The following is a 23,172-nucleotide window of genomic DNA, read 5'->3' as shown; positions in this document are numbered from 1 at the left end:
GCATGACCCAGCAGACGGAGAAGCCCGGGCAGGTGCCGGACCTGGTCCCGCCCGAGGCCGCGGCCCAGGTGGGCCAGGTGGTGGCCCGCGCGAGCGGCGAGGTCGTGCGCCGCGACTGGCAGCGGTGGGCGGTCGCGGTGGGGGAGGACAACCCGCTGTGGTTCGACGCCGACCATGCCCGCGCGCACGGCTACGACGACGTGGTCGCACCCCCGCTCTACCTCCAGTACGCCGTCCTGGGTGTCACCCCGCTCGAGCGGCTGCGAGCCGACGGCTCCTCCGGGGCCTCGTCCGGCGACCTGGCGTTCCCGGACGCCCCGCGGCGGATGGCCGGCGGGGAGAGCACGACGTTCCACCGCTACTGCGGGCACGGCGACGTCGTGACGATGGAGCGCCGGGTGGAGTCGATCGTGCAGAAGCAGGGTCGCAGCGGCCCGTTCGTGCTCGTCACCTGGCGCACGACCTACACCGACCAGCGCAACGAGCTGGTGGCCGAGGCCACCACCTCGATGATCGCGCGCCCGTGAGGAGCACAGGAGTGAGCACCAGCGTGAGCGACAGCCCGAGCACCGGAGCGGGTGCAGGTCAGCTGCACGTCGAGGACGTCGCCGTGGGCGACGAGGTCCCGGCCCTGGAGGTCGTGGTCGACGAGACCCAGATGTTCTTCTTCAGCGCCGCGACCTACAACGGGCACCGCATCCACTACGACAAGGACTGGGCACGCGAGCGCGAGGGCTACGACGACGTGCTGGTCCAGGGGCCGTTGCAGTCCGCGCTCCTGGCCCGCGCGGTCACCGACTGGATCGGCGGCGCCGGGCGGCTGGTGAGGTTCGCCGCGCAGAACCGGGCCGTCGCGTTCCCCGGCCAGACGCTCACGTTCGGCGGTCGGGTCACCGCGACCCGGGTCGAGGACGGCCGCGGCCTCGTCGAGCTCGAGCTCGCCGGTCGCCGCGGCGAGGACGTCTTGATGCCGGGCAGTGCCACCGTGTCCCTGCCGCTGCGCGGGAGTGGCGCGTGAGCGGGCTGCGCGGCGAGGCCGCGATCGTCGGCATCGCCGAGCTGCCCGCGGAGAAGAAGCAGAGCGGTCCCGCGATGTTCAGCCTCGACCAGTACGCCCGGCTGGCCCGGATGGTGCTCGACGACGCCGGGCTGCCCGCGTCGGTGGTCAACGGCCTGGTCACCCACGGGGTGCAGGAGTCCGACATGTTCGCGCCCGCGACGCTCTCGGAGTACCTCGGCCTGCCGCTCGACTTCGGCGAGCGCGTCGACCTCGGCGGCGCGACGTCCGCGGGCATGGTCTGGCGTGCGGCGGCCGCGGTCGAGCTCGGCATCTGCGACGCGGTGCTGTGCGTCGTCCCGGGCTCGATGATCCTGCCGCGCTCGACGCGCGCGGGGGCCCCCGCGACCCCGCCCTGGTACGGCGCGTCCAGCGGCAAGTACGGCTCGCCCCAGGCCGAGTTCGAGATCCCCTACGGCAACGTCGGGCAGAACGCGCCGTACGCGCAGATCGCGCAGCGCTACGCCGCCGAGTTCGGCTACGACCCGCGTGCCACCGCCAAGATCGCAGTCGATCAGCGGACCAACGCCGCGGCTCACCCGGGTGCTGTCTTCCACGGCAAGCCGCTCACCGTCGAGGACGTGCTCGCCAGCCCGGTCATCGCCGACCCGATCCACATGCTCGAGGTGGTGATGCGGGTGCAGGGCGGTGCCGCGGTGCTGGTGGCCAACGCCGACCTCGCCCGGCGCTCGCGCAACCGCCCGGTGCGGATCACGGGCTTCGGCGAGCACGTGGCGTTCAAGACCCCGACGTACGCCGAGGACCTGGTGCGCACCCCGATCGCCCGTGCCGCGGATCGGGCGTTCGCGATGGCCGGGCTCGAGCGCGCCGACGTCGACATGGCCTCGATCTACGACTGCTACACGATCACGGTGCTGATGAGCCTGGAGGATGCCGGGTTCTGCCCCAAGGGCAAGGGCATGCAGTGGGTGACCGAGCACGACCTCACCTTCCGCGGCGACCTGCCGGTCAACACCGCCGGCGGCCAGCTGTCCTTCGGCCAGGCCGGCATGGCCGGCGGCATGCACCACGTCGTCGACGCCGCGCGCCAGGTGATGGGACGCGCGGACCAGGCCCAGGTCGCGGACTGCCACACGGCGTTCGTCACCGGCAACGGCGGCATCATGAGCGAGCAGGTCGCCCTGCTCCTGCAGGGGGAGTGAGCGATGACCCAGACACCCGCCGGGACCGCGCCGGCCGAGCCGCGCCCGCTGCCCGAGCCGACGCCGGTCTCCCAGCCCTACTGGGACGCCCTGCGCGAGCACCGGATCCGGATCCAGTTCTCGCCTTCCGGGCAGCAGTGGGTGTTCTACCCCCGTCTCCTGGCGCCGGGCACGCTCGCCGACGACCTGGAGTGGCGTGAGATCTCGGGCCGCGGGACCCTGCACACCTTCACGGTGGCGCAGCGCCCGACCGCCCCGCCCTGGGCCGACGCGGTGCCGCAGCTGCTCGCCGTCGTGGAGTGGGACGAGGGCCCACGGGTGAGCACCGAGCTGGTCGACGTCGACCCGGCCGACCTGCGGGTCGGCATGCGCGTCGCGCCGGTGTTCCACGACGACCCCGACAGCGGCGTCACGCTGCTGCGCTACCGACCGGAGGACGAGGGATGACGGGCAACGAGCACGACCTGGTGGTACGCGGCGGCACCGTCGTCGACGGGACCGGCTCGCAGCCGTTCACCGCCGACGTCGCGGTGCGCGACGGCGTGGTGGTCGAGGTGGGGCGGGTCTCCGGCCGCGGGCACCGTGAGGTGGACGCCGACGGCGCGCTGGTGATGCCCGGCTTCGTCGACGTGCACACCCACTACGACGGGCAGGCCACCTGGGACAGCCGGCTCCAGCCCTCGTCGTGGCACGGCGTGACCACCGTGGTGATGGGCAACTGCGGCGTCGGCTTCGCGCCCGCCGTGCCCGCCGACCACGGTCGGCTGATCGCGCTCATGGAGGGCGTGGAGGACATCCCCGGCGTCGCGCTCACCGAGGGGCTGGCGTGGGACTGGCAGTCCTTCCCCGAGTACCTCGATGCGTTGGAGCGGCGGCCCCACGACCTCGACTTCGCCGCCCAGGTGCCGCACGCCGCGCTGCGGGTGCGGGCGATGGGCGACCGGGCGGCCGCCCACGCGCTGGCCACCGACGAGGAGGTCGCGCTGATGGCCAAGCTGGCCGCCGAGGCGATCGAGGCCGGGGCGCTCGGCTTCACCACCTCGCGGACGCTCAACCACAAGACCCGGGCCGGCGAGCTGACCCCGTCGTACGCCGCCGGGCGCGAGGAGCTGGTCGCGATCTCCCGTGCGGTCGGACAGACCGGGCGCGGCGTGCTGCAGCTGGTGACCGACTGGGACGACGACACCATCGAGACCGACTTCGACCTGATCGCCTCGATGGCGTCGGCCGCCGGCCGGCCGATGTCGTTCTCGCTGGGACAGAGCCCGTCCTACCCCGACCGGTTCCGCAAGGCGCTGGCGTTCCTCGAGCGGGCCAACGCCGACGGGCTGCGACTGCGTGCCCAGGTGGCGGCGCGCGGCATCGGCATCCTCATGGGCCTGGACTGCACCCTCAACCCGTTCGCGGCGAACCCCGCCTGGCTGCGGATCTCGCACCTGCCGATCGCCGAGCAGGCCCGGGCGATGCAGGAGCCGGCGCTGCGCGAGGAGATCCTCCGACTCGGCATCGTGGACGCCGAGAACATCATCGGCGGCGCGCTGCTGGACCGCTTCGAGATCATGTTCGAGCTCACCGATCCGCCGGACTACGAGCCGGACCCGGCCTCGACGATCGCCAACCGGGCGGCCGCGCGCGGGATCAGCCCGTTGGAGCTGGCCTACGAGATCCTGGTGTCCGACGGGGGACGCGGCATGTTCTACCTGCCGTTCACCAACTACGTCGACGGGTCCCTCGACGGCTGCGCCGAGATGCTCGGCCACGAGTTCACGATCCCCGGGCTCTCCGACGGCGGGGCCCACGTCGGCACCATCTGTGACGGCTCGTTCCCGACCACGCTGCTCCAGCACTGGGTGCGCGACCGTGGCACCTTCCCGGTCGAGATGATGGTGGCGCGGCAGGCCAGGGCCACCGCCGAGGCTGTCGGGCTGCTGGACCGCGGCCTGCTCACGCCCGGGCACAAGGCCGACCTGCTCGTGGTCGACCTCGACGGCATGCACCTGCACAAGCCCGAGATGCACCACGACCTGCCCGCCGGTGGGCGGCGTCTGCTGCAGCGCGCCGACGGCTACCGCCACACGTTCGTCTCCGGAGTGGAGACCTACACCGACGGTGAGGCGACCGGTGAGCTCCCGGGCCAGTTGGTGCGCGGCGACCGGCCGGGGCCGCGCTGACCTCCGCTCGCAGATGGAGTAACTAGTCGCTACATGCTTGCCCGCACTATTCCTAATCGATATGGTCCAAGATCTGGCGACCCCTTCCAGATGGGGCTGCTCGACCAGGAGGATGCGATGAAGCGACGCAGGAACGCGCTGCGGCCCGCAGTGGTGCTGGTGGCGGCCCTGGCACTGGTGGCTGGCTGTGCGAGCGACAGCTCGGACGACGGCGGCGGTGGTGACACCGAGGCCGGGGGTCGGTTCGAGTACACCGAGGGCATGGTCGGCGGGGAGGACGCCGGTGGCGAACCGAAGACCGGGGGCCAGATCAGCTATGCGTTGTACTCCGAGCCCCGCAGCCTCGACCCGGCGGTCTCCATCGCCGCGGTGACCACGGGCGGCGCCGAGATGGCGGCCCTCTATGACGTGCTGCTGCGCTACGACACCGACACCCGGGAGTTCGTCCCGCAGCTCGCGGAGGCGATCGAGGCCAACGGTGACAACACCGAGTGGACGCTGACCCTGCGCGACGGGGTGAGCTTCTCCGACGGCACGCCGCTGGACGCCGCGGCGGTCAAGGCCAGCCAGGAGCGGTACGCCGCGGCGCCGGCGCCGGAGGCGGCGCTGTGGAACGACAACGTCGCCGGCATCGAGGTCGCCGACCAGCGCACGCTCGTCTACTCGCTCAACAAGCCGTGGGCCATGTTCCCGGCGATGCTCGCCTCGGGTCCCGGCATGATCGTGGCCAAGTCCTCCGGCCCGGTCGGCGAGGGCTTCAAGCCCGTCGGCGCCGGCCCGTTCACCCTCGTCCACCAGCGTCCCGCCGAGGAGGTGCTGGTCGAGGCCAACGAGGACTACTGGAACGGCCGGGCCCACCTCGACGAGGTCCGCTTCGTCTACCTTGGCGATCAGGCCACGGTCGAGGACTCCTTCAACAACGGAAGCCTCGACCTGGCGTTCTTCCGCGACCCTGACGTGGTGGATGCCGTCCTCGAGGATGGCACCCGTGGCTACTCCAACCTGGTCGCGGTCAGCGACACCGCGCTGATCAATGGCATGGAGGGCCGACCGGGCGCCGACGTCCGCGTGCGCCAGGCGATCCAGCTGGCGCTCGCTCCCGACCTGGTGCGCCAGCGCGTGTACGACGGGCACGGCATGGCCAGCACGCTGCTCTTCCCGGAGTACTCCCGCTGGTACTCCGAGGAGATGACCGGTATCGAGCCCGACCAGGACGCCGCGCGCGAGCTGCTCGAGGAGGCCAAGGCTGACGGTTACGACGGCGCGATCACCTACCTCGACGCCCAGACCTCGGCGGCCCGCGACACCGCGCAGGTCGTCAAGGCGAGCCTGGAGGCAGTGGGCTTCGAGGTCGAGATCGAGATGGTCCCGACCGTGACCGACCTCATCACCCGCCTGGCCGCGGAGCGTGACTACGACCTGGCCGGCTGGGGGATCAACTACCGAGAGGGCGACCCGTTCTCCAAGCTCTACGCCTCCCTGCACAGCACCGGCACCCAGACCTACGGCATGCCGACCACGCCCGAGATGGACGCCGCGCTGGAGGAGTTCCAGGGGGCCGCCGACGAGGAGGCCCAGAAGGCCGCGGTCGTGAAGATCCAGAAGGCCTGGAACGACAGCGTGCCGTTCCTGGCCTGGATGCCGATGGCCGAGCTGACCGCCTGGAGCGACGAGGTGCACGGCGTCAAGGGCGCCGCCAACTCCATCGTCCTGCTCGACGAGGCCTGGTTGGGCTGAGCCCGCCGCACACGTCGAAGCGCCCGCCCCGGTGACGGGGCGGGCGCTTGTCGCGTGCGCCGTGCGATCAGCCGATCAGCAGCCCGGGGTAGCCGTCGCGGGCGACGCGGTCGCAGTGGGCCCGGTAGTTGCCCACCCCGCCGATGTAGGGCAGGAACACCCGCGGCTTGCCCGGGACGTTGGCGCCCATGTACCAGGAGTCGGTGCGCGGGTAGAGCGTGGCGTTCCCGGCGAGCTGCACGTGCTCGGTCCACTCCTTCTGCGCGCCCTCGTCGGCCTCCACCAGCGGCGTGCCCTGCGCGCGCAGGTGCGCGATCAGGTCGGCCACCCACTCGACGTGCTGCTCGATCGAGACGACCGCGTTGCTCAGCGCCGAGGGGCTGCCGGGCCCGGTGAGCGTGAACATGTTCGGGAAGCCGGACACCGCGACCCCCAGATAGCTGTGCGGGCCGTCGCTCCACGCCTCGCGCAGGCTGCCCCCGTCGCGCCCGCGGATGTCGATGGCCAGCAGCGGGCCGGTCATCGCGTCGTACCCGGTGGCGTAGACGAGGTCGTCGAGCTCGTGCTCCACGCCGTCCACGACCACCCCGGTGCGGGTGATCCGCTCGATGGGGGTGCGGCGCAGGTTCACCAGCGTGACGTCGTCACGGTTGAACGTCGCGTAGTAGCCGGTGTCCAGGCAGGGCCGCTTGGTGCCGTAGGCGTAGCCGCGCGGGGTGAGGTCCTCGGCCACCTGCGGGTCGTGCACCAACTCCGCGATCTTGCGGCGCACGAACTCCGCGGCGGTGTGGTTGGACTCCTCGTTGCGGACCAGGTCGTTGTAGGCCTGCAGGATCCCGGTGAGCGTGCCCTCCTCCCAGCGCCGGCGGTACTTCTCCTCGCGCTCCTCCTCGGGCACCTCCAGGGCGCTCTGGGTCGGCGGCTCGAGCAGGATGCCGTACGACGAGGTGCGCAGCTCCTGCTTCACGCTCTCGTGGTCCTCGCGCAGCCGCGCCACCGTCTCGGGGTCCGGCGCGCCGTTCTTGGCGGGGAGGCTGAAGTTGGGCGTGCGCTGGAAGACCGTCAGGTGCTCGGCCTGGTCGGCCACCAGCGGGATCAGCTGGATGCCGGAGGAGCCGGTGCCGATGACGCCGACACGGCGTCCGCTGAAGTCGACCGGCTCGTGCGGCCACGCGCCGGTGTGGAACGTGCGTCCGGCGAACTCCCCGCGGCCCTCGATCTGAGGCAGGTTGGTGCTGGAGAGCAGCCCCACCGCGAGCACGAGATAGGTCGCCGAGAGGCGCTCGCCGGCGTCCGTCGTGACCGTCCAGCGGCCGGCCGGCTCGTCGAGGTGGGCCGAGACCACGCGGGTGTCCAGGGTGATGTCGCGACGCAGGTCGAAGCGGTCCGGGACGTGCTGGAGGTAGGCGAGGATCTCGGGCTGCGCGGCGTAGCGCTCCGACCACTCCCACTCCCGGGCCAGGTCGGCGTCGAAGCTGTAGGAGTAGAAGACGCTCTCGATGTCGCAGCGGGCGCCCGGGTAGCGGTTCCAGTACCAGGTCCCGCCGACGTCTGAGCCCGCCTCGACGACACGCACCGACAGGCCCTGTCCGCGCAGGCGGTGCAGCGCGTAGAGGCCGGCGAAGCCGGCACCGACGACGACCGCGTCGACGCGGGTGGGGTCGGTCTCGAGGGGATCGGCGGCGCTCATGCGGGCTCCTCGGTGGGTTGGGCGGGGCGGGTCCCGGCGAGGTGCCGGTCGAGCTCGGTGGCGACGTGGTCCAGCGCCTCGGTGGAGGCGGGGAGCAGGCCGACCATCGTGAAGAAGCCGTGCATCTGCCCCTCGAAACGCCGGCACGAGGCCGGTACGCCGGCCGCGCGCAGGGCCTCGGCGTACGCCTCGCCCTCGTCGCGCAGCACGTCGTGCTCCGCGCTCAGCACGACGGCGGGCGGCAGTCCCGCCAGGTCCGCGGCCCGGGCCGGCGAGACGTCGGGGTGGTCGCGGTGCTCCTCGGGGACGTAGTGGTCCCAGAACCAGCGCAGGGTGTCGCGGTTGAGCGCGAGCTGGTTGGCCGGGTCGGTGTAGGAGCCGTTGTCGAAGTCGTGGTCGACGACCGGGTAGACCAGGACCTGCGCGGCGATCGACGGGCCCCCGCTGTCACGCGCGTGCCGGGCCACGATCGTGGCGAGGTTGCCCCCGGCGCTGTCCCCGGCGACGACCAGCGGCGCGCCGGGACCGGCGAGGTCGGCGCGGTTCGTGTCCACCCAGGCCAGCAGGTCCCAGGCGTCCTCGACGGCGGCCGGCCACGGGCTCTCCGGTGCCAGCCGGTAGCTGCCGAGCACGACCGTGCACCCGGTGCGCTGGGCGAGCTCGCGCCCGAGGGTCTCGTGCTCCGCGGGCGAGCCCACGACCCACCCGCCTCCGTGCAGGTAGAGCAGGACGCCGCGCGGGGACGCGGGCGCCAGGACGCGGACGGGCAGCGAGCCCGCACGCGTCGGCACCGACACGTCCTCGGCGCGCGCCGGCTCCGGGCCGGGCGGGTAGAGCGCGGCGAGGCCCGCCATCCGCGCGCGGGCGGCGGCGGGGGAGACCTCGTGCATGGGCGGCCCGCCGGCGGCGGCGAGCTGCTGGAGAAGGGCGGTGGTGGCGGCGTCGAGGGCCAAGGGATCCTCCGGGGTGGTGGGCGGTCAGCCGCGCGGTGGCGGCTGGATCGACTTGACCTCGAGGAACTCCTCGAGGCCGAAGCGGCCGTACTCGCGGCCGAGGCCGGACTGCTTGTAGCCGCCGAACGGCGCGAGCCGGTTGCTGTTGATGCCGTTCACGTGCACGGTCCCCGAGCGGATCCGGCGGGCGACGGCGAAGGCGCGGTCGGGGTCGGCAGCGAAGACTCCGGCCGAGAGCCCGTAGTCGGTGGCGTTGGCGAGCCGCACGGCGTCGTCGTCGCCGCGGTGGGCCTGCACGGCCAGCACGGGGCCGAAGACCTCCTCGCGGCCGACCGCCATCTCCGGGGTGACCCGGCCGAGGACGACCGGCCCGAGGTGGAAACCGCGCTCCGGCCGGACCGGGGCGGGATCGCCGTGGACGACCTCCGCGCCCTCCTCGACGGCGCGTGCCAGGTGGGCCAGCACCCGGTCCCACTGGATGCCGGAGGCCAGCGGGCCGAGGTTCTCGCCCGGCACGAACGCCGCGGCGGTCGCGGTGGCAACCGCCACCGCCTCGTCGTAGCGCTCCTCCGGCACGACCAGCCGGGTCCACGCCGCGCAGGTCTGGCCGGTGTTCATCAGGCAGAAGCCCACGCTGGTGCGCACCGCGACGGCGAACGCCTCGGCATCGAGGTCGTCGAGCAGGACGCTGGGGGACTTGCCGCCGAGCTCCAGCGCGACGCGCTTGACGGTGCCGGCCGCGGCCCGCTGGATCGCCCGTCCGACCGCCGTGGAACCGGTGAACGACACCATGTCGACACCGGGATGCTCGGCGAGCGCGGCGCCGACCACGTCGCCGCGCCCCGGGAGCAGCTGCAGCCACCCGGGCGGTACGCCGGCGTCCCGTGCCGCCTCGACCAGCAGGTAGGCCGTGAGCGGCGTGGTCTCGGCGGGCTTGAACACCACCGGGCATCCGGCGGCCAAGGCGGCGCCCACCTTGGCCAGCGCCTGGTGGAGCGGGAAGTTCCACGGCGTGATGGCCGCGACCACCCCCACCGGCTCGCGCGCGATGGTGGAGTCACCGAGCGCCTCGTCGAAGGCGTAGCCCTCAAGCACGTCGACGGTGGTGGCCAGGGTCGCCAGTGGCATGCCGACCTGGACCTGCCGGGCGAAGGCGTCCGGCGAGCCCATCTCCGCGGAGATGGTCTCGGCGAAGACCTCGGCGCGCTCGGCGATCCGGTCGTGCAGCGCACGCAGTGCCGCGACCCGTGCGGCGACCGGCCACTCCGGCCCTTCGTCGAGGACCCGGCGCGCGCCCGCGACCGCGCGATCCACGTCCTGGGCGTCCGCGAGGCGCACGACCGCGTGCACCTCGCCCGAGCGGGGGTCCACCAGCTCCAGACGCTCGGTGCCGTGGGTCTCGACCCACTCGCCGTCGAGGTGGATCCGGTCCCTGGTCTCCATCGCATGCCCCTTGACCAACGTGAATGTATTAGGTTGAACTATTCCTAGATGACATATTGCGACATGGCAAGAGGTGTCACGCGACGAGAGGTGAGGGGACCGGATGCAGCAGGTGCGGGCGACGTACGTCGACGGGGCATGGGCGGAGGGCGGCGGCGCGGAGCTCGAGGTGGGCAACGCCGCCGACGGGAGCGTGCTGGCGCGCTTCCGTGGCGCCGGGGCCCCGGACGTGGACCGGGCCTGTGCGGCGGCCGACGCGGCGTGGCCGGGCTGGGCCGCGACGAGCGTGGCCGACCGCGCCGAGGTGCTGCGCACCACCGCCGACCTGGTGACCAAGCGCGCCGAGGAGCTCGGCTCGGTCGCCGCGCTGGAGGTCGGGACCCCGGCCCGGATGGCCAGCACCGTGCACGGCCACCTGGTCGCGGCGACGATCCGCGACGTCGCCTCCACCCTCGAGTCCTTCGCCTTCGAGGAGCGGGTCGGCACCTCCCTGGTGCTCAAGGAACCGATCGGGGTCGCGGGCGCGATCACCGCATGGAACTACCCGCTCTACCAGCTCGCCACCAAGCTCGTCCCGGCCCTCGCCGCCGGCTGCACGGCGGTGCTGAAACCCTCGGAGGTGGCGCCGCTGACCAGCATCGCCTTCTTCGAGATGCTGGCCGAGGCCGGCGTACCGGCCGGGGTCGCCAACCTGGTCGTCGGCACGGGTCCGGAGGCCGGCGAGGCACTGGTGACCGACCCGCGGGTCGGGATCGTCAGCTTCACCGGGTCCACCCGCACCGGCGCCCGGATCGCCGAGCTGGCCGCGCCCGGCATCACCCGGGTGACCCTCGAGCTCGGCGGCAAGTCCGCGAGCGTGGTGCTCGACGACGCCGACCTCGAGCAGGCCGTGGCGGCCTCGCTGCGCGGCTGCCTGCTCAACAACGGCCAGACCTGCGCCGCGCTCACCCGGCTGATCGTCCCGCGGGCCCGGCTCGCGGAGGTCGAGCAGCTGCTCCTCGCCGGCGTCGAGGCGCTGGTGACCGGCGACCCGCGTGACCCGTCCACCGACGTCGGCCCGGTCGCCTCGGCGACGCAGCACGAGCGGGTCCTGACGCATCTTCGCGGCGCGCTCGCCGAGGGGGCGGTGCTCGTGGCCGGCGGTCCCGAGCCGGTGCCGGGGGCGCCGCGCGGCGGTCACTACGTGCGCCCCACGGTGCTGCGCGTGGAGCCGCACCTGCGGATCGCCCGGGAGGAGGTCTTCGGCCCGGTCCTCTGCGTGATCGCCGTGGACTCCGAGGACGAGGCCGTCGCGGTGGCCAACGACACCGACTACGGACTCTCCGGTGCGGTCTGGGCCGGCGACCCGGACCGGGCGCTGGCCGTGGCCCGCCGGATGCGGACCGGCCAGGTCGCCGTCAACGGCGGCGCCTTCAACATCTCCGCGCCGTTCGGCGGCTACAAGCGCTCCGGTTACGGGCGCGAGGGCGGCCGGTTCGGCCTGGAGGAGTACTTCGAGACCAAGGCGGTACAGCTGTGACGACCTTCCCGACCACCGACTTCGTGCCCGCCACCACCCCGGGCGCCACCCGCACCCGGATCCGGGGCGCGGTGCTCAGCGCCGCTCCCGGCCACCTCGAGGTTCACGAGCTGGAGCTCGACGACTGGCTGGCCCCCGAGGAGGTGCGGGTGCGGGTGGAGGCCTGCGGGCTGTGCCACTCCGACCTGCACATGATCGACGGCGAGCTGCCGGTGGTGATGCCGACGGTGCCCGGCCACGAGATCGCCGGCACCGTCGAGGCGGTCGGCCCCGCCGTCACCGACCTCGCCCCGGGGGACCGGGTGGTCGCCTGCCTGTCGATGTTCTGCGGCACCTGCGCCGAGTGCCGCGCCGGGCGCACGATTCCTGTGCGACCCGGCGCAACGACCTCGGCCGCGCCGAGCGGCCGGTGCCCCGGCTGCTGCGCGACGGCGAGCCGGTCGGCCAGGTCGCCGGCCTCGGGGGTCTGGCCGAGCGCACCGTGCTGCACCGCAACTCGGTCGTGCGGGTCACCCCCGACGTGCCGGTCGACCGCGCGGCGCTGCTGGGCTGTGCGGTCCTGACAGGCGTGGGGTCTGCGCTCCACGGTGCCGGGGTGCGGCCGGGCGACAGCGTCGCGGTGATCGGCTGCGGCGGCGTCGGTCTCAACGTGGTCCAGGGCGCCCGGCTGGCCGGGGCCACCCGGATCGTGGCGATCGACCTCGGCGCCGACAAGCTCGAGCTGGCCCGCCGGTTCGGGGCCACCGACACCGTCGACGCCGGCTCGACCGATCCGGTCGCGGCCGTCGTGGAGCTCACCGGCGGAGTCGACCACGCCTTCGACGTGGTCGGTCGCCAGGCCACCGTCACCCAGGCGGTCGGCATGGTGCGCGTCGGCCGGACGGCGTACGTCGTCGGCATCCCGCCGGTCGGCGAGCAGCTCGTGCTGCCCGGGCTCCCGCTCGTGACGTCCGCCAAGGGCGTGCGCGGCCTGCTCATGGGGGCCAACCACTTCCCGCGCGACATCCCGGTCCTCGCCGACCTCTACCTCCAGGGGCGCCTGGAGTTGGACGCGCTGGTGTCCGCGCGGATCCCGCTGGACGAGGCGGACGAGGGCTTCGCCCAGATGCGCCGCGGCCAGGCCACGCGCGTGGTCGTCACCTTCGACTGACCCGGCGCCTGACCCGTCTCCCCGGACGCCGGCCCGGCGTCCGGGGAACGGCCCGTGGTCAGGCCTTGTGCGAGCGCAGCTCCTCGGAGGAGCGGCGGCCGGTCTCCTGGCGTGCCGACGCGCGCGTGCTCTTGGCGACCGCCTCGTCGAGCTCGGCCAGCATCTGGTCGGCGCGGTCCCGCTCGTCGGCGTAGTAGCGCTCCGACCAGCGCAGCACCATCTCGGGGAACGCCCACCCGGGCTCTTGGCGTGCGCCCTCGGCGTCCACCTCCGCGCGCACCCGCATCTTCTCGCTCTGCGTGCGGTGCTCCTCGAGCATCGAGCGCAGCAGGTCCGGGTCGCTGGCGTGGCCCAGCCACATGCGCAGCATCACGCCGTGCTTGAGGACCACCGGCTCGACCGGTGCCTCTGCGGCCCAGCGGGCCACCGCGCGCTCGCCCTCCGGGGTGATCCGGTAGAGCCGCTTGCCCCGCACGTCGTCCTTGTTGACCACGTGGGACGTGGCGAAGCCGAGCTTCTCCAGCTTGCGCAGCTCGCCGTAGATCTGGCTGTACGACGGGGCCCAGTAGAAGAACCGCAGGCTCCAGTCGGCCCACTTCTTCAGGTCGTAGCCGGAGAGCTCCTCGCCGAACGAGAGCATGCCCAGCACCGCCCAGCTCGTCGCGCGCAGGTCGGGGAGCGGGGACTCGTCGTCGTTCGCCATGCCTCAGCCTAACCCGGTGCATCTGCCCGGCATGTTCCACATCGGCACATGCCGAGAGTGATCTCGGTCCCTCTTGTCGTGAGCGACTATTTCGGTTAGTAATAGTTCTGACCGAAGGAGAAAAGTGTGACTGCCTTGGACGACGCACTGGGCGGCGAGGTGGCGGGACTGCTCGCCGTCCTCGAGGAGGGCTTCCCGCCGGTGCACCTGATGAGCGGACCGGAGGCGCGCGCCGCCGTGGCCGCCCGAGCGGTGCCGGTGAGCAACCTGGACGACGTCCGGGCGGCTGAGGACCACCACGTGGCCACCGACGCGGGACCGCTGCGCGTGCGGGTCTACCACCCGCACGGGACCGGCGAGGACCGGCCGGCGGTGCTGTTCCTGCATGGTGGCGGCTTCGTGTTCTGCAGCGTGGAGAGCCACGACGGCTTCTGCCGCTCGCTCTCGCGTGCCCTCGAGGCGGTGGTCGTCTCGGTGGACTACCGGCTGGCTCCCGAGCACCCGGCCCCCGCGGCCGCCGACGACGCGGTCGCGGCGCTGAGCTGGACCCAGGACAACGCGGCCGCCCTCGGTGTCGACCCGGCGCGAGTGGTCGTCGCCGGCGACAGCGCGGGCGGCAACCTGGCCGCGGTCACCGCCCTGCGAGCCCGCGACCGGCGCCCGGCGCTGGCCGGTCAGGTGCTGCTCTACCCGGTGGTCGAGCCGGACTTCGAGTCCGAGAGCTACCAGCGCTACGCGACCGGCCACTTCAACACCCGTGCCGCGATGGAGTGGTACTGGACCCAGTACCTCGGCGGGCAGCCCGCCACCACCCCGCTGCCCGAGCCGCCGGAGCACGTCGTCCCGTCCCGGGCGCCGAGCCTGTCCGGCCTCGCCCCGGCGGTGGTGGTCACGGCGGGGCGCGACCCGCTGGCCAGCGAGGGCCGCCGCTACGCCGGGCTGCTGCGCGACGCCGGCGTACCCGTGCGGCACCGGCACTATCCCGACCTGTTCCACGGCTTCGCCACGATCGGCCCGTTCCCGGCGGCGGCCGCCGCCCGCGAGCTGCTGTGGCACGACGTACGACGACTGCTCGGCCCGGCACACGCCGAGGTCGGCGGCCCCACGAAGGAGAACCATGACCAGCTCATCCGTTGACGTCCTCGTGGTGGGCGCCGGCTTCTCCGGCCTGTACGCCGTGCACAGCGCGCAGCAGCGGGGCTGGAGCGTCGCCGGGGTGGAGGCCGCGCCCGAGGTCGGCGGCACCTGGTGGTGGAACCGCTACCCGGGGGCCCGGTGTGACGTCGAGAGCCTCGACTACTCCTACTCCTTCGACGAGGAGCTCCAGCGCGAGTGGAGGTGGAGCGAGCGCTACGCCACCCAGCCGGAGATCCTGCGCTACCTCCAGCACGTCGCCGACCGCTTCGACCTACGCCGCCACTACCGCTTCGGCACCCGCGTCGAGGGTGGCCGGTTCGACGAGGACTCCTCGCGCTGGGTCGTGACGACCGATGCCGGTGAGGAGCTGCGGGCGCGCTATCTCGTCCTGGCCACCGGCAGCCTCTCGGCCCCGCTCGACCCCGCCATCCCCGGCCTGGGCGGCTTCGCCGGCCGGATGCTGCGCACCTCGAGCTGGCCGCAGGAGCCGGTGGACGTGAGCGGAATGCGGGTCGGGGTCGTCGGCACCGGCTCGTCCGGCATCCAGGTCATCCCCGAGCTCGCCGAGCAGGCCGCGCACCTCACGGTGTTCCAGCGCAGCCCCAACTTCTCGGTCCCGGCGTTCAACCGCCAGCTGTGCGACGAGGAGTGGGAGCAGGTCCAGCGCGACTACGCCGAGCGGCGCCGGCTGTCCTGGGCGGGCGCGGCGGGCTCGCCGCACACGAGCCACCCGGAGGACCCGTTCACGATGTCGGAGGAGGCGCGGCGCGAGGTGCTCGCGGACTTCTGGACGCGCGGTGGCGTGCTGTTCGGCAAGGCCTTCCCGAACCAGTCGATCGATCCGCGGATCAACGACCTCGCTCGGGCCTACGCCGAGGAGCGGATCCGCGAGATCGTCCGGGACCCGCAGGTGGCCGACGACCTGGTGCCGACCGACCACCCGATCGGCACCAAGCGGATCTGCACCGACACCGACTACTACGAGACCTTCAACCGCGACGACGTCACGCTGGTCAACCTGCGTCGAGACCCGATCGAGACCGTCGAGCCCACCGGGGTGCGTACCGCGTCGGGCCTCCACGAGCTCGACGTGCTGGTGCTGGCCACCGGATTCGACGCGATGACCGGCGCGATGACCCGCATCGACCTCGTCGGGCCGCGCGGGGACCGGATCGGCGATGCCTGGGCCGACGGTGCGGTGACCTACCTCGGGCTGTGCGTGCCGGGCTTCCCGAACCTGTTCAACCTCGCCGGCGTCGGCAGCCCCTCGGTGCTGGCCAACATGGTGCTCGCAGGGGAGCAGCAGGTGAACTGGCTCGTCGACCTGTTCGAGCACTGCGCGCAGGAGGGCCACACCCAGGTCGAGGCCCGCGCCGACGCGGCCCGTGCGTGGACCGCGCACGTCGACGCCGTCGCCTCCCGCACGCTCTTCGTGCAGGCCAGCTCCTGGTACATGGGGGCGAACGTCGAGGGCAAGCCCCGCGGGTTCATGCCCTATCTCGGCGGCTTCGCGGCGTACGGGCGGCTCTGCGACGAGGCACGCGACGCCGGGTACGCCGGATTCGTGCTGGGCTCGTGAGCGCCCCGCTGATCGACCTCACCGGCAAGGTCGCGCTGGTGACGGGTGCCGCCCGGGGGCAGGGCGCCGCCGAGGCCGAGCTGTTCGTCGACCTGGGCGCCACGGTGGTGCTCACCGACGTCCTCGCCGAGGAGGTCGGCGCGCTCGCGAAACGGCTCGGGGACCGCGCCAGCCACCACCGGCACGACACGTCCTCCTCAGCGGACTGGGCGCGCGTGCTGGAGGCGGTCCGCGCCGAGCACGGCCGCCTCGACGTGCTGGTCAACAACGCAGGGGTCTACCGCACCGGGGACCTGACCGAGTGGCCCGAGCAGGACCTGCGGGCGCTGCTGGACGTCAACCTGCTGGGACCGGTGCTCGGCATGCAGGTCGCCGTACCGCTCATGCCGAGGGGGTCCTCGATCGTCAACGTCGCCTCGATCTCGGGGCTGCGCGGGCACGACGGCGCTCTGCCGTACGCCGCCTCCAAGTGGGGGCTCCGCGGCGCCAGCCGATCGGCCGCGCGGGAGCTGGGGCCGCGAGGCATCCGGGTCAACTGCGTGTGCCCCGGCTCGGTGGACACCCCGATGATCGCCAGCAGCACGATGGACCTCTCGCACCTGCCGATCCCGCGGCGCGGCACCGCGGAGGAGGTGGCGGCGATGGTCGCGTTTCTGGCCAGCGACGCCAGCGCCTACACGACCGGCGCGGACTTCGTGGTCGACGGGGGCGCCACCGCCTGAGTCCCAGGTTCGATGGGTGGGAAGAGGAGGACACGCGCGCGCGGGCTTTGCTTGGATGCGGGCATGGCCGACATCGGTGGTGCTCGCACGCTCGGTGAGCTGTGCGAGCTCCGCGCCGGCACCCACCCGGACCGGTCAGCCGTGCAGGACGACGAGGTCAGGCTCAGCTATGCCGAGCTCGCGTCGCGGGCGCGGGCAGTGGCCCGGTTGCTCCGCGAGCGGGGGGTGGTCGCGGGTGACCGGGTGGTCGTGCAGGGCCCCAACCGGGTCGCGTGGGTCGTCGCGGCGTACGGCGTGCTGCTGGCCGGCGCGACCGTGGCACCCCTGGGACACCGGGTCCCCGAGGCCGAGCGCGAGCGGCTGCTGGACCGGCTCGCCCCGCGCCTGGTGCTCCAGGACGACACGGTGCCGGCCGTGGCCGGTGCGGTGAGGTTCGCCGAGCTCGAGGCGCTGGCTCCGGTGCCGGAGCCGGAGCCGTTGATCAGTGCGGGTCTGAGGCTGGCGCGGGCCGACGATGCGGCGCTGGTGCTCTGCAGCTCCGGCACCTCGGGGGCGGTCAAGGCGGTGCCGATGACCCACGCCCAGCTGCTCCGGGTCTACGACCACGTCGCGCGGGTCCTGGGGGCCGTGGACGACGACGTCTGGCTGGCGACGGTGCCGCTGGCCCACTCGTTCGGCTTCAACGGGATCCTGCTGGTCGCGATGATGGCCGGGGCAACGGTCCGGCTGCTGCCCGGCTACGACCCGTCCCGGCTGACGCGACTGCTGCACGAGGAGCGGATCACCGTGCTTGCCGGACCGCCCACGATCTACCACGACCTCGCCGCGCTGGACGCGGACGCCGCGAGACGCCACACCCGCCTCGCCATCGTGGGCAGCACCGAGGTCTCGGCCCCCGACATGGCGCGGCTCGCGGAGCACCTCGCGATCCCGCGCGTGGTGGCCGGCTACGGGATGACGGAGACCAGCGGCACCGTCGCGCTGGGTGAGCTGCCGGCTCGGCCGGACGGCCCGGTGCCGTGGATGGTGCCGCTGCCGGACTGCGAGGTGCGGATCAGCGACGACGCCGGAGCCGCCGTCTCGGCCGGCCTGCGTGGCCGGGTGCAGGTGCGCGGCTACCACGTGTGCCGCCCGGACCTCGCCGCTCCGGACGTCGACCCCGACGCCTGGTTCGACACCGGTGACCTGGGCGAGCTCGACGCCGCCGGGCGCCTCGCGATCACGGGTCGGGCGGGGGACACGATCATCGTCTCCGGCTTCAACGTCGACCCCCGTGAGGTCGAGGCGGTGCTGCGTGAGCACCCACAGATCGCCGATGTGGCCGTGGTCGGGGTGCGCGACGCGCGCGCGGGCCAGCGACTGCTGGCGTGCGTGATCCCGGCGGGCCAGGCGCCCACCAGTGCCGAGCTGACCGCCCACGCCCGCGCCCGGCTCTCGCCGTACAAGGTGCCGGGGGAGTACGTCGTGCTCGAGCAGCTGCCCCGCACCGCCACCGGCAAGCTCTCCCGCGCCGCCCTGCGCGGGATGGCGGAGGACGGTCCGGCGGGGGTCGTTCGCGGCTGAGTACGGTTGGCCGGGGTCAGCGGTCTCCTGGCTCCAGCTCCTCAAGGGCCTGGGCATGGGCCCCGTGAACGGTCTGCCAGAACTCGGCGAGGGTGGTGGGAAACCGGATGTCGACGCCGCTCCGCGCGAAGTGGACGGTGAGGACATCGGGGACATCGGGGCCGCGGCGGACGGAGGCGTCGAGCTGCGTGGCATCCGAAATCCAGTCCGCGAGGTCGTCGACCCCGCGCGCGTCGGCGTAGAAATAGAGAGCATCAGGGGAGTGAAGGTCGGCGGTGGTCCCGTCTTCGGTCGCCCACCACCGTTGGTCGCACTCCTCGCAGATCGCGTCGTACTGACCGACGACGCAGCCGCCGGAGTGAAGCCATGGAGGGCGCAGGGAACCTGCGGGCCCCTCCGGGCCGGGCATCCCCCATTGGATACGTGTCACATCGGCGGAGCCGCACTCCGGGCAGGTGCCGCGGATCGGTCCGAGCTGTTCGACCCCGCCGCCCTCGATCGTGCGTGAGAGCCAACGGCGGTAGAGGAGCGGCCGCTCGGTCTCCGGGTCCGATCCGTAGCCGTAGCCCACTTCGAGCGTGTCCGCCGAGACCACGAGGGCTGCCAGTGACGGCTCGTCGCGTTCGAGGCAGTCCACAGAGAGGACGTCGAGCAGATGACCCATGCCGTTGGGTGCGTAGGTCAGCTCGAGGTCGCGCACCATCTCCCCGTAGGTAACCTGACCGCCCGCCCGGGCTACCCCGATGAGGTAGGCGCGCGCGAGAGGAAGGCACTGCGCAGCCAACTCGCTGACAGTGATGTCGCGATCAGCCAGCTCCACTTCGTCGCCGGCCTCGACTCTCATCTTCATCCGGCGATCCTCGCAAGTGCCGCCGACATCGGCAGTGGAACAGAGAATGTCCGGTGCAGTGCTTCGCCCCACCTAGCGCGCCCCCCGCGCCCGCCGGCCACGCAGCCACACCGCGACCAGCACGACCACCAGGACCCCCACCGCCACGTCGCCGACGGCGCCGAGGTCTTGGGCCAGGGCGCGGTACGACGCGCCGACGACGTAGCCGGCCAGGGCGATGGCCGTGGCCCACAGGGTGCCGCCGAGCACGTTCGCGACCGTGAAGGGTGCCCAGCGCATGCCACTGGTGCCGGCGACGCCCGGCAGGATCGCACGGAGGAATGCCACCCAGCGACCGATCGCCACCGCCGTGGCGCCGCGTCTGCGGACCAGGTCGAGGGCGCGGTCGAGGTCGCCGGACCGGCGTACGAACGCGGGCATGCGGGCCACGAGGCGGTCGCCGTACCGGCGCCCGAGCAGGAACCCGGCCTGGTCGCCGGTGGCGGCACCGGCTGCGGCAGCGACGACGACCGCCCATACGGGGACCCCGCCCTCGTGGGCGATCACGCCACCCAGCAGCACGGCGGTCTCGCCGGGGATGAAGACGCCGAAAAACAAGGAGGCCTCGGCCGCGGGGACGGTGAAGACGACGACCAGCACCAGCCACGGCGGCAGCCCGGCGAGCAGATCCAGGAGCGTGCCGAGCATGGTGACCTCCTTCGGTGGCTCCGGTCTGGTGTGCCCTGCTGTCTCGGCCCTGCTGTATCTGCCTGCTGTCCCTGTCAGGCAAACGGTCCGTGGCCAGCGCCGGGGGAGGCGGAGGGTCCGGTCGAACCCGGCCTTTGGCCCTGACGCGCCCCGGTCGCGACGCCGAGCCTGGAGGGCGATGAGTGACGTCGGCACGCGCGAAGGGAACGAGATGAGCATCCGAGTGGGTATCAACGGGCTGGGCCGGATCGGCCGCGCGGTCCTGCGCCGAGCTGCGCAGAGCGACGACCTGGAGGTGGTGGCGGTCAACGACCTCGCGGACGTCGCCAGCCTGCGACGGCTGCTGCGCCGCGACAGCACCTACGGCCGCTTCGCGGGAACCGTCGAGCTCGACGGCGACGCCCTGGTGATCGACGGGCGGCGGGTGCCGGTCAGTGCCGGCCGCGAACCCGGCGACCTGCCGTGGGGCACTCATGAGGTCGAGGTCGTCGTGGAGTGCACGGGCAAGTTCCGCAGCCGCGACACGGCCGCCGAGCATCTGCGTGCCGGAGCCAGCCGGGTGGTGATCTCGGCGCCAGGCAAGGGGGTCGATGCGAGCATCGTGATGGGGGTCAATGAGCACGTGTACGACCCGTCCGCGCACCAGGTCGTCTCCAACGCCTCGTGCACGACGAACTGCGTGGCGCCGATGGTGAAGGTGCTGCACGACGCCTTCGGCCTGCGGCAGGGGCTGATGTCGACGGTGCACGCCTACACGGGCGGGCAGAACCTGGTCGACGGACCCCACAAGGACCCCCGGCGGGCCCGTGCGGCAGCGATCAACATCATTCCGACCACCACGGGCGCCGCCAAGGCGGTCGGCGAGGTGCTCCCCGAGCTGGCCGGTCGCCTCGACGGGGTGGCGCTGCGGGTGCCGGTCGTCGACGGCTCCCTCGTCGATCTGGCCGTCGTCCTGGACCGGGACGTCACCTCGAGCGACATCAACGAGGCCTTCGCCGCTGCGGCGGCGACGGGCACGCTGGCCGGCAGGCTGCGCTACGAGGACGAGCCGTTCGTCTCCAGTGACGTGATCGGCGACAGTGCCGCGTGCGTGTTCGACTCGGCGCTGACCCAGGCGGCGGGACCGTTTGCCAAGGTCTTCGGCTGGTACGACAACGAGTGGGGCTACGCCTGCCAGCTGGCCGACCTCACTCGGCTGGTCGCGGGCGACGACTCGGGTGGCTGAGCGTCAGACCCGGGAAATGCACGAAAGGCCCGACCGCAGAGCGGTCGGGCCTTTCATCGCGAGATCAGATCGCGCGAACGTTCTCAGCCTGCGGGCCCTTGGGACCGGCGGCGAGGTCGAACTCGACCTTCTGGTTCTCGTCGAGCGACTTGTAGCCCTGCGTCTGGATCGCGGAGTAGTGGACGAACACGTCCTCGCCGCCGCCATCCTGAGCGATGAAGCCGAAGCCCTTGTCAGCGTTGAACCACTTGACGGTGCCCTGAGCCATGATGATGTTCCTTTGTTCGGTGCAGAGGGCGACGTGCCCTCGAGGTGCTGAAGACATCCAACTGAGCTGATATCCAGCGAACCGAAAACCAGGAGTACGAGATACGAGCCACGACTACTTGCGTGGCCAGGAAAGCCTGTTCGGCGATCCCTTCAACAAGGAAGACATTAGACCCCGGGCGGCGGATTCGCATAATCGACGACGATGTCGGCCATTTTCGGGGGTGTGCGGCAGGTGACCGCGAGGTCGCCACCACTGTCAGGAGCGGCCGCCGTCCCGTAGGGTGGCGAACATGCGTTCGAGTCCGGATGAGGGTCAGCTGTCCCTGTGGGACAGCGGGGCTGCGCCCGCTCGACAGGCGCGGCGAGAGCACGCCGGCGATGTCGGTGACCGCACGGTCGTGGTGACCGGGCCCGAGTTCGCCAGCCGCGGCTGGGGTCCCGGCACCGTGCTGCACCACCAGCCGGCGACGCGGGCCGTGCGCGGGGAGCTGGCCGTCGTACGCGACGGCGAGGACCTGCTGGTGGGGTTCTGGGGTCTGGAGATCGGACGCCCGGCCCTCTTCACCGACGCCGGGTCGACCTGGCTGGGGGAGTCGGCCCGGGTCGTCGGAGTGGTGCGCGCGGTGGAGGCGCCGCTCTCGTTCTAGCCCAGCGTCCTACGCGGCCGGCGCGACCGGGTGGAACGGCCGGAGGTCGTCGTGCCCGTGGCGCACCACGGCGGCCGACGACTCGGGCATCTCGGTCCACGCGCCCTCGAGGTCGCGCAGCGGTTCGGAGACGACCAGCCGGGTCTCGTCGCCGAGCTCGTGCAGCACCTCGACCTCGGGGTGCAGCCGGCGCAACGCGTCGATCTCGGTGGAGTAGTACAGCGTCCGGCTCGCCCGCTCGCTGGAGTAGCGGAACACCCACGTGGTCTCGCCGTCGGCGGCCGCGACTGTCATCTGCACCGGGTCCTGGATCCCGTGGGCGCGGCCCACCGACTCCACGAACCCGACCGCGCGCTCGACGGCGGCGATCGGGTCGTCGTACAACCCGAACGTGAGGGCGAGGAAGAAGAGCGTCTCGGAGTCGGTCGAGCCCTCGATGTCACCGTAGAGTGAGGGGTCGACCGCCATCACCAGCTCGCGCTTGATGTCGTGGAAGCCGCGCAGCGAGCCGTTGTGCATCCACAGCCACTGCTCGTGGCGGAACGGGTGGGAGTTGCTGCGCTGGACCGGCGTGCCGGTGGCCGCGCGCACGTGCGCGAACAGCAGCGGCGTGCGGATCTGCCCGGCGATCTCGTGCAGGTTCGCGTCGTTCCACGCCGGCTCGACGCTCTTGAACACCGCCGGCGTCGGCCCCTCGCCGTACCACCCGATCCCGAAGCCGTCGCCGTTCGTCGTGGTCGCGCCCATCCGGGAGTGCAGGCTCTGGTCGATCAGCGAGTGCTGAGGGCGGAACAGCAGGTCCGCGGCCAGGATCGGCTCACCTGAGTACGCCATCCATCGGCACATGCCTCCACCCAACACTGCGCGGGGGCAGATGAACAGGGTCGGCGGGATACCGAAAAGGGT

At 72.6% G+C, this 23,172-nt stretch carries 23 protein-coding genes; 15 read left to right on the top strand and 8 right to left on the bottom strand.

Features of this window, described 5'->3' with window-relative positions; genetic code table 11:
- Positions 1 to 2: 2 nt before the first annotated feature.
- From GFH29_RS12645 to GFH29_RS12620, 6 genes are all read left to right on the top strand, one after another.
- Complete coding sequence (locus tag GFH29_RS12645) at positions 3 to 527, top strand: FAS1-like dehydratase domain-containing protein (protein WP_153324145.1); 525 nt, start codon at positions 3 to 5, stop codon at positions 525 to 527.
- Positions 528 to 538: 11 nt separating this feature from the next.
- Positions 539 to 1,018: a MaoC family dehydratase gene (locus GFH29_RS12640; RefSeq protein WP_228387467.1), complete on the top strand. Its 480-nt coding sequence runs from the start codon at positions 539 to 541 to the stop codon at positions 1,016 to 1,018.
- The gene (locus tag GFH29_RS12635) at positions 1,015 to 2,220 is read left to right on the top strand and encodes a thiolase family protein (RefSeq protein WP_153324143.1); all 1,206 of its coding nucleotides are present in this window, start codon (positions 1,015 to 1,017) and stop codon (positions 2,218 to 2,220) included. Before GFH29_RS12640 ends, GFH29_RS12635 begins: the two co-directional genes overlap by 4 nt.
- Positions 2,221 to 2,223: 3 nt before the next feature.
- Positions 2,224 to 2,667, top strand: coding sequence for a Zn-ribbon domain-containing OB-fold protein (locus tag GFH29_RS12630; protein WP_153324141.1), 444 nt, complete (start codon positions 2,224 to 2,226; stop codon positions 2,665 to 2,667).
- Positions 2,664 to 4,391, top strand: coding sequence for an N-acyl-D-amino-acid deacylase family protein (locus GFH29_RS12625; RefSeq protein WP_153324139.1), 1,728 nt, complete (start codon positions 2,664 to 2,666; stop codon positions 4,389 to 4,391). The genes GFH29_RS12630 and GFH29_RS12625 overlap by 4 nt, the downstream gene beginning before the upstream one ends.
- Positions 4,392 to 4,508: 117 nt before the next feature.
- Positions 4,509 to 6,128, top strand: a complete 1,620-nt coding sequence (locus GFH29_RS12620) for an ABC transporter substrate-binding protein (protein WP_153324138.1) — start codon at positions 4,509 to 4,511, stop codon at positions 6,126 to 6,128.
- 67 nt (positions 6,129 to 6,195) lie between these two features.
- On the opposite strand, the gene GFH29_RS12615 is transcribed toward GFH29_RS12620, so the two are convergent.
- From GFH29_RS12615 to GFH29_RS12605, 3 genes are read right to left on the bottom strand one after another with little or no spacing between them, the layout of a single operon-like run.
- The gene (locus GFH29_RS12615; protein WP_153324136.1) at positions 6,196 to 7,818 is read right to left on the bottom strand and encodes a flavin-containing monooxygenase; all 1,623 of its coding nucleotides are present in this window, start codon (positions 7,816 to 7,818) and stop codon (positions 6,196 to 6,198) included.
- Positions 7,815 to 8,771 (bottom strand): alpha/beta hydrolase, encoded by a 957-nt coding sequence (locus tag GFH29_RS12610; RefSeq protein WP_153324134.1) that lies wholly within the window; start codon positions 8,769 to 8,771, stop codon positions 7,815 to 7,817. Before GFH29_RS12610 ends, GFH29_RS12615 begins: the two co-directional genes overlap by 4 nt.
- A 24-nt stretch (positions 8,772 to 8,795) precedes the next feature.
- The gene (locus GFH29_RS12605) at positions 8,796 to 10,214 is read right to left on the bottom strand and encodes an aldehyde dehydrogenase family protein (RefSeq protein ID WP_153324132.1); all 1,419 of its coding nucleotides are present in this window, start codon (positions 10,212 to 10,214) and stop codon (positions 8,796 to 8,798) included.
- A 103-nt stretch (positions 10,215 to 10,317) separates the two neighbouring features.
- Here GFH29_RS12605 and GFH29_RS12600 point away from each other — a divergent pair, with 103 nt between their 5' ends.
- From GFH29_RS12600 to GFH29_RS20685, 3 genes are read left to right on the top strand one after another with little or no spacing between them, the layout of a single operon-like run.
- Positions 10,318 to 11,733, top strand: a complete 1,416-nt coding sequence (locus GFH29_RS12600) for an aldehyde dehydrogenase family protein (protein ID WP_153324130.1) — start codon at positions 10,318 to 10,320, stop codon at positions 11,731 to 11,733.
- Positions 11,730 to 12,296, top strand: a complete 567-nt coding sequence (locus GFH29_RS20690; RefSeq protein WP_228387466.1) for an alcohol dehydrogenase catalytic domain-containing protein — start codon at positions 11,730 to 11,732, stop codon at positions 12,294 to 12,296. The genes GFH29_RS12600 and GFH29_RS20690 overlap by 4 nt, the downstream gene beginning before the upstream one ends.
- The gene (locus tag GFH29_RS20685) at positions 12,215 to 12,883 is read left to right on the top strand and encodes a zinc-binding dehydrogenase (RefSeq protein WP_323368693.1); all 669 of its coding nucleotides are present in this window, start codon (positions 12,215 to 12,217) and stop codon (positions 12,881 to 12,883) included. Before GFH29_RS20690 ends, GFH29_RS20685 begins: the two co-directional genes overlap by 82 nt.
- A 58-nt stretch (positions 12,884 to 12,941) precedes the next feature.
- On the opposite strand, the gene GFH29_RS12590 is transcribed toward GFH29_RS20685, so the two are convergent.
- Positions 12,942 to 13,586, bottom strand: a complete 645-nt coding sequence (locus GFH29_RS12590) for a helix-turn-helix transcriptional regulator (RefSeq protein WP_153324128.1) — start codon at positions 13,584 to 13,586, stop codon at positions 12,942 to 12,944.
- A gap of 126 nt (positions 13,587 to 13,712) precedes the next feature.
- Between GFH29_RS12590 and GFH29_RS12585 the strand changes: the two genes are divergently transcribed.
- The 4 genes from GFH29_RS12585 (at position 13,713) to GFH29_RS12570 (ending at position 18,587) form a co-directional block, all read left to right on the top strand.
- Entirely contained in the window at positions 13,713 to 14,723 is a 1,011-nt protein-coding gene (locus GFH29_RS12585; protein ID WP_228387465.1) for an alpha/beta hydrolase, read from the top strand.
- A complete protein-coding gene (locus tag GFH29_RS12580; protein WP_153324127.1) occupies positions 14,704 to 16,302 on the top strand; it encodes a flavin-containing monooxygenase in 1,599 nt (532 codons plus the stop codon). The genes GFH29_RS12585 and GFH29_RS12580 overlap by 20 nt, the downstream gene beginning before the upstream one ends.
- Positions 16,299 to 17,024 carry an SDR family NAD(P)-dependent oxidoreductase gene (locus GFH29_RS12575; RefSeq protein ID WP_153324125.1) on the top strand — a complete coding sequence of 242 codons (726 nt, stop codon included), beginning with the start codon at positions 16,299 to 16,301 and terminating at the stop codon, positions 17,022 to 17,024. Before GFH29_RS12580 ends, GFH29_RS12575 begins: the two co-directional genes overlap by 4 nt.
- Before the next feature lie 63 nt (positions 17,025 to 17,087).
- The gene (locus tag GFH29_RS12570) at positions 17,088 to 18,587 is read left to right on the top strand and encodes a class I adenylate-forming enzyme family protein (protein ID WP_194289105.1); all 1,500 of its coding nucleotides are present in this window, start codon (positions 17,088 to 17,090) and stop codon (positions 18,585 to 18,587) included.
- Positions 18,588 to 18,603: 16 nt separating this feature from the next.
- Here GFH29_RS12570 and GFH29_RS12565 read toward each other — a convergent pair whose 3' ends face one another.
- Both GFH29_RS12565 and GFH29_RS12560 read right to left on the bottom strand, forming a co-directional pair.
- Positions 18,604 to 19,437 (bottom strand): hypothetical protein, encoded by an 834-nt coding sequence (locus GFH29_RS12565; protein WP_153324121.1) that lies wholly within the window; start codon positions 19,435 to 19,437, stop codon positions 18,604 to 18,606.
- Positions 19,438 to 19,509: 72 nt separating this feature from the next.
- Entirely contained in the window at positions 19,510 to 20,124 is a 615-nt protein-coding gene (locus GFH29_RS12560; protein ID WP_194289104.1) for a DedA family protein, read from the bottom strand.
- Between the two features lie 211 nt (positions 20,125 to 20,335).
- On the opposite strand from GFH29_RS12560, the gene gap reads away from it, so the two are divergent.
- Positions 20,336 to 21,349 carry a type I glyceraldehyde-3-phosphate dehydrogenase gene (gene gap / locus GFH29_RS12555; protein WP_153324117.1) on the top strand — a complete coding sequence of 338 codons (1,014 nt, stop codon included), beginning with the start codon at positions 20,336 to 20,338 and terminating at the stop codon, positions 21,347 to 21,349.
- Positions 21,350 to 21,413: 64 nt separating this feature from the next.
- Here the strand turns inward: gap and GFH29_RS12550 are convergent, their stop codons facing one another.
- Entirely contained in the window at positions 21,414 to 21,617 is a 204-nt protein-coding gene (locus tag GFH29_RS12550; protein WP_153324115.1) for a cold-shock protein, read from the bottom strand.
- A 292-nt stretch (positions 21,618 to 21,909) separates the two neighbouring features.
- Between GFH29_RS12550 and GFH29_RS12545 the strand changes: the two genes are divergently transcribed.
- Positions 21,910 to 22,266, top strand: coding sequence for a hypothetical protein (locus GFH29_RS12545; protein ID WP_153324113.1), 357 nt, complete (start codon positions 21,910 to 21,912; stop codon positions 22,264 to 22,266).
- A gap of 9 nt (positions 22,267 to 22,275) precedes the next feature.
- Here GFH29_RS12545 and GFH29_RS12540 read toward each other — a convergent pair whose 3' ends face one another.
- Entirely contained in the window at positions 22,276 to 23,100 is an 825-nt protein-coding gene (locus GFH29_RS12540; RefSeq protein WP_153324111.1) for a class II glutamine amidotransferase, read from the bottom strand.
- Positions 23,101 to 23,172: the final 72 nt, after the last annotated feature.

Source organism: Nocardioides sp. dk884 (assembly GCF_009557055.1).
GTDB lineage: Bacteria > Actinomycetota > Actinomycetes > Propionibacteriales > Nocardioidaceae > Nocardioides.
This window is presented reverse-complemented; position numbering and strand designations above follow the sequence as displayed.

Coding starts and splice junctions, on each gene's coding strand:
- GFH29_RS12645 (WP_153324145.1), top strand. CDS start 3: ATGACCCAGCAGACGGAGAAGCCCGGGCAGGTGCCGGACCTGGTCCCG.
- GFH29_RS12630 (WP_153324141.1), top strand. CDS start 2,224: ATGACCCAGACACCCGCCGGGACCGCGCCGGCCGAGCCGCGCCCGCTG.
- GFH29_RS12625 (WP_153324139.1), top strand. CDS start 2,664: ATGACGGGCAACGAGCACGACCTGGTGGTACGCGGCGGCACCGTCGTC.
- GFH29_RS12620 (WP_153324138.1), top strand. CDS start 4,509: ATGAAGCGACGCAGGAACGCGCTGCGGCCCGCAGTGGTGCTGGTGGCG.
- GFH29_RS12615 (WP_153324136.1), bottom strand. CDS start 7,818: ATGAGCGCCGCCGATCCCCTCGAGACCGACCCCACCCGCGTCGACGCG.
- GFH29_RS12605 (WP_153324132.1), bottom strand. CDS start 10,214: ATGGAGACCAGGGACCGGATCCACCTCGACGGCGAGTGGGTCGAGACC.
- GFH29_RS12600 (WP_153324130.1), top strand. CDS start 10,318: ATGCAGCAGGTGCGGGCGACGTACGTCGACGGGGCATGGGCGGAGGGC.
- GFH29_RS12590 (WP_153324128.1), bottom strand. CDS start 13,586: ATGGCGAACGACGACGAGTCCCCGCTCCCCGACCTGCGCGCGACGAGC.
- GFH29_RS12580 (WP_153324127.1), top strand. CDS start 14,704: ATGACCAGCTCATCCGTTGACGTCCTCGTGGTGGGCGCCGGCTTCTCC.
- GFH29_RS12570 (WP_194289105.1), top strand. CDS start 17,088: ATGGCCGACATCGGTGGTGCTCGCACGCTCGGTGAGCTGTGCGAGCTC.
- GFH29_RS12565 (WP_153324121.1), bottom strand. CDS start 19,437: ATGAAGATGAGAGTCGAGGCCGGCGACGAAGTGGAGCTGGCTGATCGC.
- GFH29_RS12560 (WP_194289104.1), bottom strand. CDS start 20,124: ATGCTCGGCACGCTCCTGGATCTGCTCGCCGGGCTGCCGCCGTGGCTG.
- gap (WP_153324117.1), top strand. CDS start 20,336: ATGAGCATCCGAGTGGGTATCAACGGGCTGGGCCGGATCGGCCGCGCG.
- GFH29_RS12550 (WP_153324115.1), bottom strand. CDS start 21,617: ATGGCTCAGGGCACCGTCAAGTGGTTCAACGCTGACAAGGGCTTCGGC.
- GFH29_RS12545 (WP_153324113.1), top strand. CDS start 21,910: ATGCGTTCGAGTCCGGATGAGGGTCAGCTGTCCCTGTGGGACAGCGGG.
- GFH29_RS12540 (WP_153324111.1), bottom strand. CDS start 23,100: ATGGCGTACTCAGGTGAGCCGATCCTGGCCGCGGACCTGCTGTTCCGC.